11 protein-coding genes are annotated in these 13,022 nt (G+C 66.2%); 9 read left to right on the plus strand and 2 right to left on the minus strand.

Features of this window, described 5'->3' with window-relative positions:
• The 8 genes from IT549_RS02750 to IT549_RS02785 all read left to right on the plus strand — a co-directional run bounded on the left by IT549_RS02750 (position 1) and on the right by IT549_RS02785 (position 8,786).
• Positions 1-936, plus strand: coding sequence for a polysaccharide deacetylase family protein (locus IT549_RS02750; protein WP_292969786.1), 936 nt, complete (start codon positions 1-3; stop codon positions 934-936).
• Complete coding sequence (locus IT549_RS02755; RefSeq protein ID WP_292969788.1) at positions 933-2,078, plus strand: acyl-CoA dehydrogenase family protein; 1,146 nt, start codon at positions 933-935, stop codon at positions 2,076-2,078. The genes IT549_RS02750 and IT549_RS02755 overlap by 4 nt, the downstream gene beginning before the upstream one ends.
• A complete protein-coding gene (locus IT549_RS02760) occupies positions 2,075-3,118 on the plus strand; it encodes an enoyl-CoA hydratase/isomerase family protein (RefSeq protein WP_292969790.1) in 1,044 nt (347 codons plus the stop codon). The genes IT549_RS02755 and IT549_RS02760 overlap by 4 nt, the downstream gene beginning before the upstream one ends.
• 134 nt (positions 3,119-3,252) lie before the next feature.
• Positions 3,253-4,029: an enoyl-CoA hydratase-related protein gene (locus IT549_RS02765; RefSeq protein ID WP_292969792.1), complete on the plus strand. Its 777-nt coding sequence runs from the start codon at positions 3,253-3,255 to the stop codon at positions 4,027-4,029.
• A gap of 3 nt (positions 4,030-4,032) precedes the next feature.
• Entirely contained in the window at positions 4,033-4,905 is an 873-nt protein-coding gene (mmsB, locus tag IT549_RS02770) for a 3-hydroxyisobutyrate dehydrogenase (RefSeq protein WP_292969794.1), read from the plus strand.
• A 9-nt stretch (positions 4,906-4,914) separates the two neighbouring features.
• On the plus strand, positions 4,915-6,144 hold the full coding sequence (locus IT549_RS02775) for a CaiB/BaiF CoA-transferase family protein (RefSeq protein ID WP_292969796.1): 1,230 nt from the start codon (positions 4,915-4,917) through the stop codon (positions 6,142-6,144).
• 102 nt (positions 6,145-6,246) lie between these two features.
• Positions 6,247-7,641 (plus strand): DUF1800 domain-containing protein, encoded by a 1,395-nt coding sequence (locus IT549_RS02780; protein ID WP_292969798.1) that lies wholly within the window; start codon positions 6,247-6,249, stop codon positions 7,639-7,641.
• 5 nt (positions 7,642-7,646) lie between these two features.
• Positions 7,647-8,786 carry a DUF1501 domain-containing protein gene (locus IT549_RS02785; RefSeq protein ID WP_292969800.1) on the plus strand — a complete coding sequence of 380 codons (1,140 nt, stop codon included), beginning with the start codon at positions 7,647-7,649 and terminating at the stop codon, positions 8,784-8,786.
• 3 nt (positions 8,787-8,789) lie between these two features.
• On the opposite strand, the gene IT549_RS02790 is transcribed toward IT549_RS02785, so the two are convergent.
• Both IT549_RS02790 and IT549_RS02795 read right to left on the minus strand, forming a co-directional pair.
• Positions 8,790-10,127, minus strand: a complete 1,338-nt coding sequence (locus IT549_RS02790; protein ID WP_292969802.1) for a M28 family peptidase — start codon at positions 10,125-10,127, stop codon at positions 8,790-8,792.
• 40 nt (positions 10,128-10,167) lie between these two features.
• On the minus strand, positions 10,168-11,040 hold the full coding sequence (locus IT549_RS02795; RefSeq protein ID WP_292969804.1) for an SMP-30/gluconolactonase/LRE family protein: 873 nt from the start codon (positions 11,038-11,040) through the stop codon (positions 10,168-10,170).
• Positions 11,041-11,270: 230 nt separating this feature from the next.
• Here IT549_RS02795 and ettA point away from each other — a divergent pair, with 230 nt between their 5' ends.
• On the plus strand, positions 11,271-12,944 hold the full coding sequence (gene ettA, locus IT549_RS02800; protein ID WP_292969806.1) for an energy-dependent translational throttle protein EttA: 1,674 nt from the start codon (positions 11,271-11,273) through the stop codon (positions 12,942-12,944).
• Positions 12,945-13,022 lie beyond the last annotated feature (78 nt).

Genomic DNA, 13,022 nt, shown 5'->3' on the forward strand with positions numbered 1-13,022 from the left:
TTGCTGGCCCGCCTGGTCCTGCTGATCGCGCTGCTGCTGGCGCCCTCTGCGGCGCTGGCGGGCAAGCGGGTTGCCCTGTCGTTCGACGATGTGCCGCGCCAGCGCGGGGCTTTCTTCACGCCCGAGGAACGGTCGCAGCGGCTGATTGCCGGGCTGCGACAGGCGCGGGTCAGGCAGGCGGTGTTCTTCGTCAACCCGGGCAGGCTTGCCCAGCCCGACGGTGCAGGCGGAGAGGCCAGGATCATGGCCTATGTCGCGGCCGGGCATCTGATTGCCAACCACACCTTTTCGCACCAGAGCCTCAACCAGATCAGCGCCGAGCAATTCCTGGCCGATGTCGACCGCGGTGAAGCCTGGCTCAAGGGCCGGGCCGGCTATCGAGCGTGGCTGCGCTTTCCCTATCTGCACGAAGGCGGCCCCGACAAGGTCAAGCGCGATGCGGTCCGCGCGGGGCTTGCCGCAAGGGGGCTGCGCAATGGCTATGTCACTGCCGACGGGGTGGACTGGCACCTTGAACAGCTGACCATCGATGCCGCCAAGGCCGGCAAGACGATGGATATGAAGGCGCTGCGCAGGCTCTATCTGCAGATGCAGCTGAGCGCGCTGGAATATCATGACCGCATGGCAGTCAGTGCGCTGGGGCGCTCACCCGCGCACGTGTTGCTGCTGCACGAAACCGATCTTGCCGCGCTCTACATCGCCGATCTGGTAACCGAACTGAAGCGCAACGGCTGGATCGTGATCACCGCTGACCAGGCCTACCGCGATCCGCTCGCCAAGGCCTTTCCCGATGTGCCCTGGGCCGGTGGCACCTTGACCGGAGCGCTGGCCTGGGAAAAGAACCTCGATCCGCCGCTTTTCCCCTTGTGGATCGGCGAAACCGTGGCCACCCCCCTGTTCCAGCGCCGGGTCCTGAAAGAGACGAACAGCCAATGACCGACCAGTTTTCACTCACCGAAGACCAGCTTGCGATCCAGGACATGGCGCGCAAGTTCACTGCCGACCGGATCACGCCCTTCGCGGCCGAATGGGACGAGCAGAGCCACTATCCGGTCGATGTCTGGAAGGCCGCCGGCGAACTGGGATTTGGCGCGATCTATGTGTCCGAAGAGAACGGCGGGATCGGGCTGGGCCGGCTGGAAGCCGCGCTGATCATGGAGGCCATGGCCTATGGCTGCCCGGCGACCAGCGCCTATATCTCGATCCACAACATGGCGACCTGGATGATCGACACCTATGGCTCGGCCGAGCTCAAGGCGCGGTTCCTGCCCGAACTGGTCTCGATGGAAAAGATCGCCTCCTACTGCCTGACCGAACCGGGCTCGGGCTCGGACGCGGCGGCACTCAAGACCACCGCGCGGCTGGACGGCGATCACTATGTGCTGAACGGCACCAAGCAGTTCATTTCGGGCGCGGGCTACAACGATCTCTATGTCGCCATGGTCCGCACCAGCGATGACCGGGCCAAGGGGATCACCTGCCTGGTGATCGAAAAAGGCACCCCCGGGCTGTCGTTCGGTGCGCCTGAGAAGAAGCTGGGGTGGAACGCTTCACCCACCGCGCAGGTGGTGTTTGAGGACTGCCGTGTACCGGTGGCCAACCGCGTCGGGGCCGAGGGCGAAGGGTTCCGTTTTGCCATGGCGGGCCTCGATGGCGGGCGGCTCAACATCGGCGCCTGCTCGCTGGGCGGGGCGCAGCGCTGCCTGGACGAGGCAGTGGCCTATACCCGGGACCGCCAGCAGTTTGGCCAGCCGATCGCCGATTTCCAGAACACCCAGTTCATGCTGGCCGACATGGCGACCGACCTCGAGGCCGCGCGCGCGCTGCTCTACATGGCCGCCGCCAAGGTGACCGCCAATGCCCCCGACAAGAGCCGTTTTTCGGCCATGGCCAAGCGGCTCGCCACCGACAGCGGCAGCAAGATCGTCAACGATGCGCTGCAGCTGTTCGGCGGCTATGGCTATCTCAAGGACTATCCGATCGAACGCTTCTGGCGCGACCTGCGGGTGCATTCGATCCTTGAAGGCACCAACCAGGTGATGCGGATGATTGTAGGACGGGACCTGCTGCGCCAATGACAGACGAAATGATCATCCGCCGCGAAGGCGCGGCCGGGTTCCTGACGCTCAACCGCCCCAAGGCGATCCACGCGCTGACGCAAGGCATGGACCACGCCATGACCGAAGCGCTGCTGGCCTGGCGCGACGACGCTGCGGTGCAGGTTGTGATCATCGATCACAGCGAAGGCCGCGGTTTCTGCGCAGGCGGCGATATCGCCTTCCTGCGCAATTCGGCGCTGACCGACGGCGGCAAATCGGGGCTGAAGTTCTTCTATGAGGAATACCAGCTCAACCACCTACTGATGACCTATCCCAAGCCGGTGGTGGCCTTCATGGACGGGATCACCATGGGCGGCGGCGTGGGGATCAGCCAGCCGGCGCGGTTCCGCGTCGCGACCGAGAACACGCGCTTTGCCATGCCCGAGACGGGCATCGGCCTGTTCCCGGATGTCGGCGGCGGCTGGCACCTGTCGCGGTTGCAGGGTCGGATGGGCCAGTTCCTGGCGCTGACCGGCGCGCGGCTCGATGGCAGCGAATGCCTGTGGACGGGCCTCGCCACCCATTACCTGACGCAGGAAGCGCTGGCCGATGCCAAGGCGCGGCTGGTGGCCGGGCACGATCCCGCCAAGGTGCTGGCCGCGCTGTCGGTCACCCCGCCCCCGGCCCGGATCGAAGCCAATGCGGCGCAGATCGCCAGGCACTTTGCCTCGGACCGTTATGAGGACGTGCTCGCCAGTCTTGAGGGCGACGACAGCGAATGGGCGGCCAAGGAACTGGCCACACTGCGCACCAAATCGCCGCAGACCTGCAAGGTCGCGCTGCGCCAGCTGCACGACAGCCTGCTGTGCGAAGACTTTGCCGCGAACATGATGATGGAATACCGCATCGCCAGCCGCGTCCTGACCCGCCCCGACTTTGCCGAGGGCGTCCGCGCGGTGATCGTGGACAAGACCATGGACCCCAAGTGGGACCCGGCCACGCCTGAAGGCGTTTCCGACGAACTGATCGACAGCATCTTCGCGCCGCTAGGCGCAGGCAACGAATGGCAGCCGCTGTGACGTCCCGCACCTTTCCTACACCCGGCCTGACTGTCATCATCGCCGCTACGGCGGAAATCGGGCACTTTTTTGATTTCTGAACCCTGTGAACTTTGTCAACTTCCACATCCCCCGGTGCAAGACTGGAGACTGACGTGAGCCAATACGAAACCATCCTCGTCGAACAGCAGGGCGCGGTCACGCTGATCACGCTCAACCGGCCGCAGGCGCTCAACGCGCTCAACAGCCAGGTGCTCGAAGACCTGATCGCCGCTTTCGCCGCATTCGACGCCGATGACAGCCAGCGCTGCGCGGTGCTGACCGGCAGCGAAAAGGCCTTTGCCGCCGGGGCCGACATCAAGGAGATGTCGGAAAAGAGCTTTGGCGACGTCTACGGCGGCGGGCTGTTCGCCGGTTATGACCGCGTCACCGCCACCCGCAAGCCGTGGATCGCGGCGGTGGCCGGCTATGCACTGGGCGGCGGCTGCGAGCTGGCAATGATGGCCGATTTCATCATCGCGGCAGACAACGCCAAATTCGGCCAGCCCGAAATCAAGCTGGGGGTCACCCCCGGCATGGGCGGCAGCCAGCGCCTGACCCGCGCGGTGGGCAAGGCCAAGGCGATGGAAATGTGCCTGACCGGGCGGATGATGGGCGCCGAGGAAGCCGAAGCCGCGGGCCTGGCCGCCAAGGTCGTCCCGCTGGCCGAACTGAAGGATGCCGCGCTCAAGACCGCTGCCGAAATCGCTGCGATGCCCCCGCTGGCCGCGATTGCCGCCAAGGAAATGGTCAATGCCGCGTTCGAGACCACCCTGACCCAGGGCGTGCTGTTCGAACGCCGTCTGTTCAACGGGCTGTTCGGCACCGAAGACCAGAAGGAAGGCATGGCCGCGTTCATCGAAAAGCGGCCCGGCAACTGGAAGGGGCGCTAAACCATGAAAATCGCCTTCATCGGCCTCGGCAACATGGGCGGCGGGATGGCCGCGAATCTGGTCAAGGCGGGGCATGAGGTCCATGCCTTCGACCTGTCCGAAGAGGCGCTTGCCCGCGCCAAGGACAACGGCTGCGCCACCTACACTTCGGTGCGCGAGGCGGTTCAGGGCGCCGAGGCGGTGGTTTCGATGCTGCCCAATGGCGCGATTGTCGAAAGCGTGTTCAGCGCCGATGTGATCGGCCAGGCGCCGACCAGCGCGCTGCTGATCGATTGTTCGACGATCGACGTCGATACCGCCCGCAAGGTTGGCGAAGCGGCTGGTACAGCCGGTTATGCGATGGTCGATGCCCCCGTCTCGGGTGGGATCGCGGCGGCCAATGGCGGCACCTTGACCTTCATGGTCGGCGGCAGCGACGATGCCTTCAAGCGTGCCGAGCCGATCCTGGCCGCAATGGGCAAGGCGGTGATCCACGCCGGTGCATCGGGCGCGGGCCAGGCTGCCAAGATTTGCAACAACATGATCCTGGGCGCGACGATGATCGCCACCTGCGAAGCCTTTGCACTGGCCGACAGGCTGGGGCTGGACCTGCAGACCTTCTTCGACATCTCGAGCAAGGCCTCGGGCCAGTCGTGGTCGATGACCGCCTATTGCCCGGTGCCGGGGGTCGGCCCGCAAAGCCCGGCCGATAACGGCTATCAGGGCGGGTTCGCCGCCGCACTGATGCTCAAGGACCTCAAGCTGGCGATGGAAGCAGCCAGGAGCGCCGGAGCGGATGTGCCGATGGGCCAGCGGGCCGAAGAACTCTACGCCGCCTTTGCCGAGGCCGGGAACGGTGGCACCGACTTCTCGGGCATTATCAAGACCTTTCAGTAAGAGGCTGAATTGACGGACAGTCCTGCCCCGGTCGGGCCGCTTGCGGGGATCAAGGTGCTCGATCTGTCGCGCGTGCTTGCGGGGCCGTGGTGCACGCAGATCCTGGGCGATCTGGGCGCCGAGGTGATCAAGCTGGAGCAGCCCGGTCAGGGTGACGACACCCGCCGCTGGGGTCCGCCGTTCCTCGACGATGGCTCGCGCGATTCGGCCTATTACCTCTCGGCCAACCGCAACAAGCGCTCGATCGCGGTCGATATTGCCCGGCCCGAAGGCGCGGAACTGGTCCGATGTCTCGTCGCCGACGCCGACGTGGTGATCGAGAACTTCCGGGTTGGCGCGCTGGCCAAATACGGGCTCGACTATGCCGCACTCAGTGCAATCAAGCCCGACCTGATCTATTGCTCGATCTCGGGCTTTGGCCAGTACGGCCCCGACAAGGACAAGGGCGGGTACGACTTCCTGATCCAGGGGCTGAGCGGGCTGATGAGCGTGACCGGCACCGAGGAAAGCGGCCCGATGAAGGCCGCCGTGCCGGTGGCCGACCTTTCGACCGGGCTCTACGCCACGATCTCGATCCTGGCCGCGCTGCAGCACCGGGGGCGCACCGGCGAAGGCCAGCAGATCGACGTGGCCTTGCTTGACAGCCAGCTGGTGATGCTGGCCAATCAGGCCTCCAACTGGCTCAACGGCGGGCTTGAGCCGCGGCGGATGGGCAACCAGCACCCCTCGATCAGCCCCTATCAGGACTTTGCCTGCAAGGACGGGCGGGTGCTGGTGGCGCTGGGCAATGACCGCCAGTTCCGCGACTTCTGCAAGCTGCTGGGCCGCGCCGACTGGGGTGAGGATCCGCGCTTTGCCGTCTCCAGCATCCGCAGCGCCAATCGCGGGGACCTGCTCGCGCTGCTTGAACCGGCGATTGCCGAATGGACTTCGGATGATCTGATTGCGGCGATGGATGCGGCCAAGCTGCCCGGGGGCCGGATCAACACCGTGCCCGAAGCGCTCGCCCTGCCCCAGGTGGCAGCGCGCGGGCTGATCCATGACATGGCGCGCGAGGATGGCACGCCGGTGCGGTTCCTGGGCTTTCCGGGCCAGTTCTCGCGCAGTCCGGCCAGCTACCGGATCGCTCCGCCGCGATCGGGCCAGGATACCCGCGCGGTGCTGGCGGAAAGGCTCGGCCTTTCGGAACAGGAACTCGATGCACTGACGGCCGCCGGGGTGATCGCCGACAAGTTGTGAGCGCGTCAGCCAGAGTTCAGGCGCGACAATGAATTACACTTTGCGAAGAGACAGCTGACCCCTTGGTCGGCACAAGGCCCCCAACAGCAACGGGAGTGCGGCATGGACAAGATCGCAACGGCGCTCAACCGCTTTGGGCTGGGCGGCAAGCTGGGCGAAAGCCCGCCCGCCGATCCGCGCGGCTGGCTGGAGGCACAGTTCGCGCGGTTCGATCCCCGTCCCGCCGCGATCGCCGCGCAAACCGGCACACCGCAGCTGGTCACCATGCTGCGCGAGGCGCGCGACGATCGGCGTGAGCGCAAGGACGAAGCCAAGCAGGACGGCACCGACCCGAAGGCCAAGGTCGATGGCGAACCGGGTCCGTTCCGCGACCTGCGCGATGCCTATACCAGTGCAGTCGGCGCGCGCACCGATGCCGCGCTGGCCAGCGATACGCCCTTCGTCGAACGGCTGGTGCACTTCTGGTCGAACCATTTCGCGGTGTCGGTGGATAAGGTCGCGGTGATCGGCCTGGCCGGAGCCTTCGAATTCGAAGCGATCCGCCCGCATGTGCTGGGCCGGTTCAGCGACATGCTGAACGCGGTCGAGCGGCATCCGGCCATGCTGCTCTACCTCGATCAGGCCGAATCCGTTGGCCCCGAAAGCCCGCTGGCGCAGCGCGCATCGCGGCGCGGGCGCGAACGCGGGCTCAACGAGAACCTGGCGCGCGAGATCCTTGAACTGCACACGCTGGGCGTGCGCACCGGCTACAGCCAGGCCGATGTGACCGAGTTTGCCCGGGCGCTGACCGGCTGGACCGTTGGCGGCCTGGCCAAGCAGCCGCTGCTGCGCGGCCCCGGTCCCGGGTTCTGGTTCGCCGCGCCGATCCACCAGCCAGGCAGCCGGTCGATCATCGGCAAGCGCTATGGCCAGGCGGGCGAGGCGCAGGCCCAGGCGGTGCTGGACGATCTGGCCCGCCACCCTGCCACGGCCCGGCATGTGGCCACCAAGCTGGCGCGGCACTTCGCGGCCGACGATCCGCCGCCCGCGCTGGTCGCCCGGCTGGAGGCGGACTTCCTGCGCAACGGGGGCGATCTCAAGTCGCTCTACCGGGTCCTGCTGGCCTCGCCCGAGTGCTGGCAGGGCGCCCCCAAGTTCCGCACCCCGTGGGACTGGACCCTGGCCGCGCTGCGCGCCACCGGGATCAAGGCCTTGCCCGGGCGCAACGCCGCCGGCGGCTTTCAGCAACTGGGCCAGGCGATCTGGAAGCCCGGATCGCCCGCCGGCTATGACGATGTGGCGCCCAGCTGGGCTGGCCCCGATGCGCTCTATCGCCGGGTCGAAGTGGCCCAGCGGATCGCCGATCGCGCCGCCCCGGCGATCGATGCCCGTACGCTGGCCGAGGCTTTGTTCCCGCAAAGCCTGAGCCAATCGACACGCGAGGCGATTACCCGCGCCGAAAGCGGTCCGCAGGCGCTCGCGCTGCTGCTCGCCTCACCCGAAATGATGCGGAGGTAACCCCCATGCTGCTTCACCGCCGCCAGATGCTTGCCGCCGGCACCGCCGCGCTGTTTGCCCCCAGGATCGCCTTTGCCAAGGCCGCGACCGAACGCCGGCTGGTCTTCGTGATCCAGCGCGGCGCGGCCGATGGGCTTGCCACCCTCGCCCCCACCGGCGATCCGGCCTATGCCGCGCTGCGCGGCGATCTGATCCCCGAACTGCTGCAACAGCCCCGGCTGGGCGGCCTGTTCGCGCTGCATCCGGCGCTGAAGCAGGTCGCGGGTCTGTATGGAGCCAAGCAGGCGCTGTTCGCCCACGCGATTGCTTCGCCCTATCGCGATCGCTCGCACTTCGATGGCCAGAACGTGCTCGAAACCGGCGGGCTGCTGCCCTATGACCGCAAGGACGGGTGGCTGAACCGCCTGCTCGCACTGCTACCGCGCGAAACGCGCGGACTGGCGATCTCGGCGACGATCCCCACCGCGCTGCGCGGCGCGGTGCAGGTCTCCAGCTATGCCTCCTCGAACCTGCCCGATGCCTCGCAGGATCTGCTGCAGCGCGTTACCGGGATGTATGCCCAGGACCAGCAGCTCCATGCCCTGTGGCAGGAGGCTTTGCAGACCCGGGCGATGGCCGGTGACCTGGCCAGCGGCGGCGCGCGCGGTGCAGCCGCCGCCGGGCAGCTGATCGCGTCGCTGATGAAGGGCGCGGATGGCGCGCGGGTGGTGATGGTCGAAACCACCGGCTGGGATACCCACGCCGGGCAGAAGGCGCGGCTCAACAACCAGCTGGAAGGGCTCGACGGCCTGCTGGCCGCGCTGCGCAGCAATCTGGGCGAAAGTTGGGCCGATACGCTGGTGGTGGTCGCCACCGAGTTCGGTCGCACCGCTGCGGCGAATGGGACCGGCGGGACCGACCACGGCACCGGATCGCTGGCCATGCTGCTTGGCGGCACCGTGGCGGGCAGACGGATCCTGACAGACTGGCCGGGTCTTGGCCAAAACCAGCTTTACGAAGGACGCGACCTCAGGCCGACCGCCGACCTTGACGCGCTGATCGGCGGGGCGGTGGCAGCGCACTTCGGGCTCGATCCGCTGCGCGTCGCGCCCGGGCTGTTCCCGGGCAGCAAGGGCAAGCCGATCGAGGGGCTGATCCGGACCTAGGCCCTACTCGGCCGGCTTGATCGGTCCCGCCTCGTTTGCCACTTCCTTCAGCACCACGGTCCAGGCCGCGACGTTCTGTTCAAGCTGGACCGGATCAACCTTGTCCAGCGTATCGTCGGGCGTGTGGTGCAGGTCGAAATAGCGCGTCCCGTCCTGGTCGAGATCGATCACGCCCGGCTTCTGCGCAGCGATGATCGCGCCGGTGTCAGCCCCGCCGTTGGCCTTGTCGGCCGCCGGTACGATCCCCATCAGTGCCAGCCCGGCCGCGATCCGGTTGCGCAGCGGCTGGTTCGCCATGGAGAGGTTGAACTTGACCCGCCAGACGCGGTCGGCGCCAAAGTCGCTCTCCATCACCAGGGCATGCGGTTCGGCGGCATGGGCCTTGCCATAGGCGGCCCCGCCGAACACGCCGATCTCTTCCGAACCCGCCCACAGCACCCGGATCGTGCGCAGCGGCTGGCCCTGGCGCTGGGTGCGCAGCGCTGCCGCCGTGATGATCCCGCAGCCGGCGGCATCGTCAATCGCGCCGGTACCCAGGTCCCAGCTGTCGAGATGGCAGGCCAGCATGACCGGCGGCAGCGTGGGATCGCGCCCGGGCAGTTCGGCAATGACATTGCCCGACGGCATGTTCGCTTGCGGGCGGCCTTCCAGCACCAGGTCGATCATCATTGGCTTGCCGGTCTTGGCAATCCGCGCGATCAGCAGGGCATCGGGGATCGAGACCGCCCCGGCCGGGATCGCCTTCGCCGGATCGGTGAAGCTGGCAACCCCGGTGTGCGGATCGCGGTTGTGATCGGTGCCGACCGAGCGGATCACGGCTGCTGCCGCACCCTTGCTGGCGGCGATCGCCGGGCCCTGGCGGCGCACCGCTCCATAGGGGCCATAGCCGGCACCGTCCTGGCTGGCGACGAAGGCATGGTCGATGAACGCGACCTTGCCCTTGAGCGAGCCTTCGGGCGCGGCCTTCAGTGCATCGAGCGTGGGGAAATAGACGAGTTCGGCCTTCAGCCCGCCCTTGGGCGTCGGCACCGAATAGCCCAGCGCGGTAATGTGCAGCTTGTGCGGGTAAGGCGCGGTCAGCTCGGCGGTTTCGGCGCCGCGGACAAAGCCGGTGACAGTGAAGGGTTCGACCCGCACATTCCTGAAGCCCAGCGCGGTCAGCCGCGCCACCGCCCAGTCACGCGCCCTGGCTTCACGCTCAGACCCGGCAGGCCGCGCGCCGATCTCGGTCGTCAGCCCTTCGGTGATCTGCCAGGCCAGATCGTCAGGCGCCGGGGCGGCCTGGCTGGCAGTGGCGGAAAGCAGGGCGGAAAGCGCAGCGGCGCGGAAGATGTTTCGCATCTGTTCCGCCTAGCCGGGTCGTTCCGGTTTGGCAACCGGCTCAGGGCGTACCTGCCCCCGGCACCGCGACTTCGGCAACCAGCAGCACCGCGCTGGGCTGGGCCGCGATCACTGCCGGATCATGGCCTTCGGACGAGCAGATGAACAGGTGCCGCCGCTCGGGCCCGCCCAGCGCGACGGCATAGGCGTGATGCTCCAGCTCGATCGTGTCGGTCACTTCGCCGCCTTCACGCACGCGCAGCACCGATGGCCCCTGCTGGCCCGGATTGGCCACCCAGACCGCGCCTTCGGCATCAAGGCAGATCCCGTCGGGCTGGACGCCTTCGGGCAGCTGGGCATAGACCCGGCGGTTCGCCAGGCTGCCATCTGCTTCGATATCGAAAGCGGTCAGGCAGAAACCGTTGGTTTCGCCGATGATCAGGGTCTTGCCATCGGGTGTGATCACCAGTCCGTTGGGAAAGCGAAGATCGCCGGCAACCCGGGTCACGCCGCCATCGGGATCAATCCGCGCGATCACACACGTTTCGGCCGGTGGGGCATCGGGGTTCCAGAAGTTGTAGCCGATATCGCTGACCCAGGTCCGGCCCTGCGGATCGGTGACCGCATCGCTCAGACAGAAGACGCAGGTCTGCGAAAGATCGGCCAGGTCATGCAGCGTCGATCCGTCCCAGCGCTTCATCGCCAGATGCAGCGCATCGCTGAACACCAGTGACCCATCAGCCATGAAACCGAGACCGTTGGGCTTGAACGGCAAGGCAATCTCGGTGCGCAAGTCCCCAGCCAGGCTGACCGATTTGATCGCACTGTCGTGGATGTCGATGAACCACAGCCGGTCACCACGCCAGCGCGGGCTTTCGGTAAAGCGCAGGCCCTGACCCAGGCCGATCAGCTGTTCAGGCTTGTATGCAGTCATGGTCCGCTTCCCTTCGCTTTCTGAAGATGTGGACGACCACTGTCGACACTACAACGCCTAAATTGCCGTATCTGTTCGCAGCCTCCACAATCGCGTGTCAGGCCACACGAGCGAAGCGATGGTGCGCGGCGAGCTGCGGCGGGGCTGAACCCGCGCTTGCCCCACGGCCCCTGCCCGGCTAGAGGGCGCGGCAAATCTCCACAACCTGTTTGCCCTCAAGAGGAAACCCGATGTCCGCCCAGTACGCCTTTGTCATGAAGGGCATGACCAAGACCTTCCCCGGCGCCCAGAAGCCGGTGCTTTCGAACATCAACCTGCAGTTCTACCAGGGTGCCAAGATCGGCATCGTCGGGCCGAACGGCGCGGGTAAGTCGACGCTGATCAAGATCATGGCCGGGATCGACAAGGACTTCACCGGTGAAGCCTGGCCGGGTGAGAACATCACCGTCGGCTATCTTGAGCAGGAGCCCGAGCTCGACACCAGCAAGACCGTGCTGGAAAACGTCAAGGACGGCGCGCGGGCAACCGCCGATATGGTCGAGCGGTTCAATGCGATCGGCATGGAAATGGCCGAGGAAGACGCCGATTTCGATGCGCTGGGCGCCGAAATGGCCGAGCTGCAGGACAAGATCGACGCGGTCGACGGCTGGACGCTCGACAACCAGCTCGAAATTGCGATGGAAGCACTGCGCTGCCCCCCGGGTGACTGGGAAGTGGGCAACCTTTCAGGCGGTGAGAAGCGCCGCATCGCGCTGACCCGGCTGCTGATCCAGAAGCCCGACATCCTGCTGCTGGACGAACCGACCAACCACCTTGACGCGGAATCGGTCGAATGGCTGGAAAACCACCTCAAGGACTATGCCGGTGCGGTGCTGATGATCACCCACGACCGCTACTTCCTTGACAACGTGGTGGGCTGGATCCTTGAACTCGATCGGGGCAAGTACTTCCCCTACGAGGGCAACTACTCGACCTACCTTGAAACCAAGGCCAAGCGGATGGCCCAGGAAGAGCGCGAGGAAAGCGGCAAGCAGAAGGCGCTGGCCCGCGAACTCGAATGGATCCGCCAGACCCCGGCGGCCCGTCAGACCAAGAGCAAGGCGCGTATCCGCAAGTTCGAAGAGCTGCAGAACGCCCAGGACAACCGCGCGGTCGGCAAGGCCCAGATCATCATCCAGGTGCCCGAGCGCCTGGGCGGCAAGGTGATCGAGGCCAAGGGCATTTCCAAGGCCTATGGCGACAAGCTGCTGTTCGAAGATCTCAGCTTCATCCTGCCCCCGGGCGGGATCGTGGGCGTGATCGGGCCGAACGGCGCCGGCAAATCGACCCTGTTCAAGCTGCTGACCGGCAAGGAGCAACCCGACAGCGGCACGATCGAGATCGGCAGCACGGTGCGACTGGGCTTCGTCGACCAGAGCCGCGATGACCTGAACCCCGCCAACAACGTGTGGCAGGAAATCTCGGGCGGGCATGACTACATGACCGTCAACAAGCAGGAAATGAGCACCCGCGCCTATGTCGGGGCGTTCAATTTCAAGGGCCCGGACCAGCAGAAGAACGTCGGCAAGCTCTCAGGCGGTGAACGCAACCGCGTGCACATGGCCAAGATGCTCAAGGAAGGCGGCAACGTGCTGCTGCTGGACGAACCGACCAACGACCTCGACGTCGAAACGCTGGCCGCACTGGAAGACGCGATCGAAAACTTCGCCGGCTGCGCGGTGGTGATCAGCCACGACCGCTTCTTCCTTGACCGCCTGGCCACGCACATCCTGGCCTTCGAAGGCGACAGCCACGTCGAATGGTTCGAAGGCAACTTCGCGATGTACGAAGAAGACAAGCGCCGCCGCCTGGGCGACGCGGCGGATCGCCCGACCCGGTTGGCGTACAAGAAGCTGACGCGTTAAGTTTCGTCACCGCGAAGCTGAACGCAAAGCTTACCAATTCGTTCACGCTGCCGACAGCGCGAATCGGATAGCCCTTCA

The organism is Novosphingobium sp. (assembly GCF_020852455.1).
GTDB lineage: Bacteria > Pseudomonadota > Alphaproteobacteria > Sphingomonadales > Sphingomonadaceae > Novosphingobium.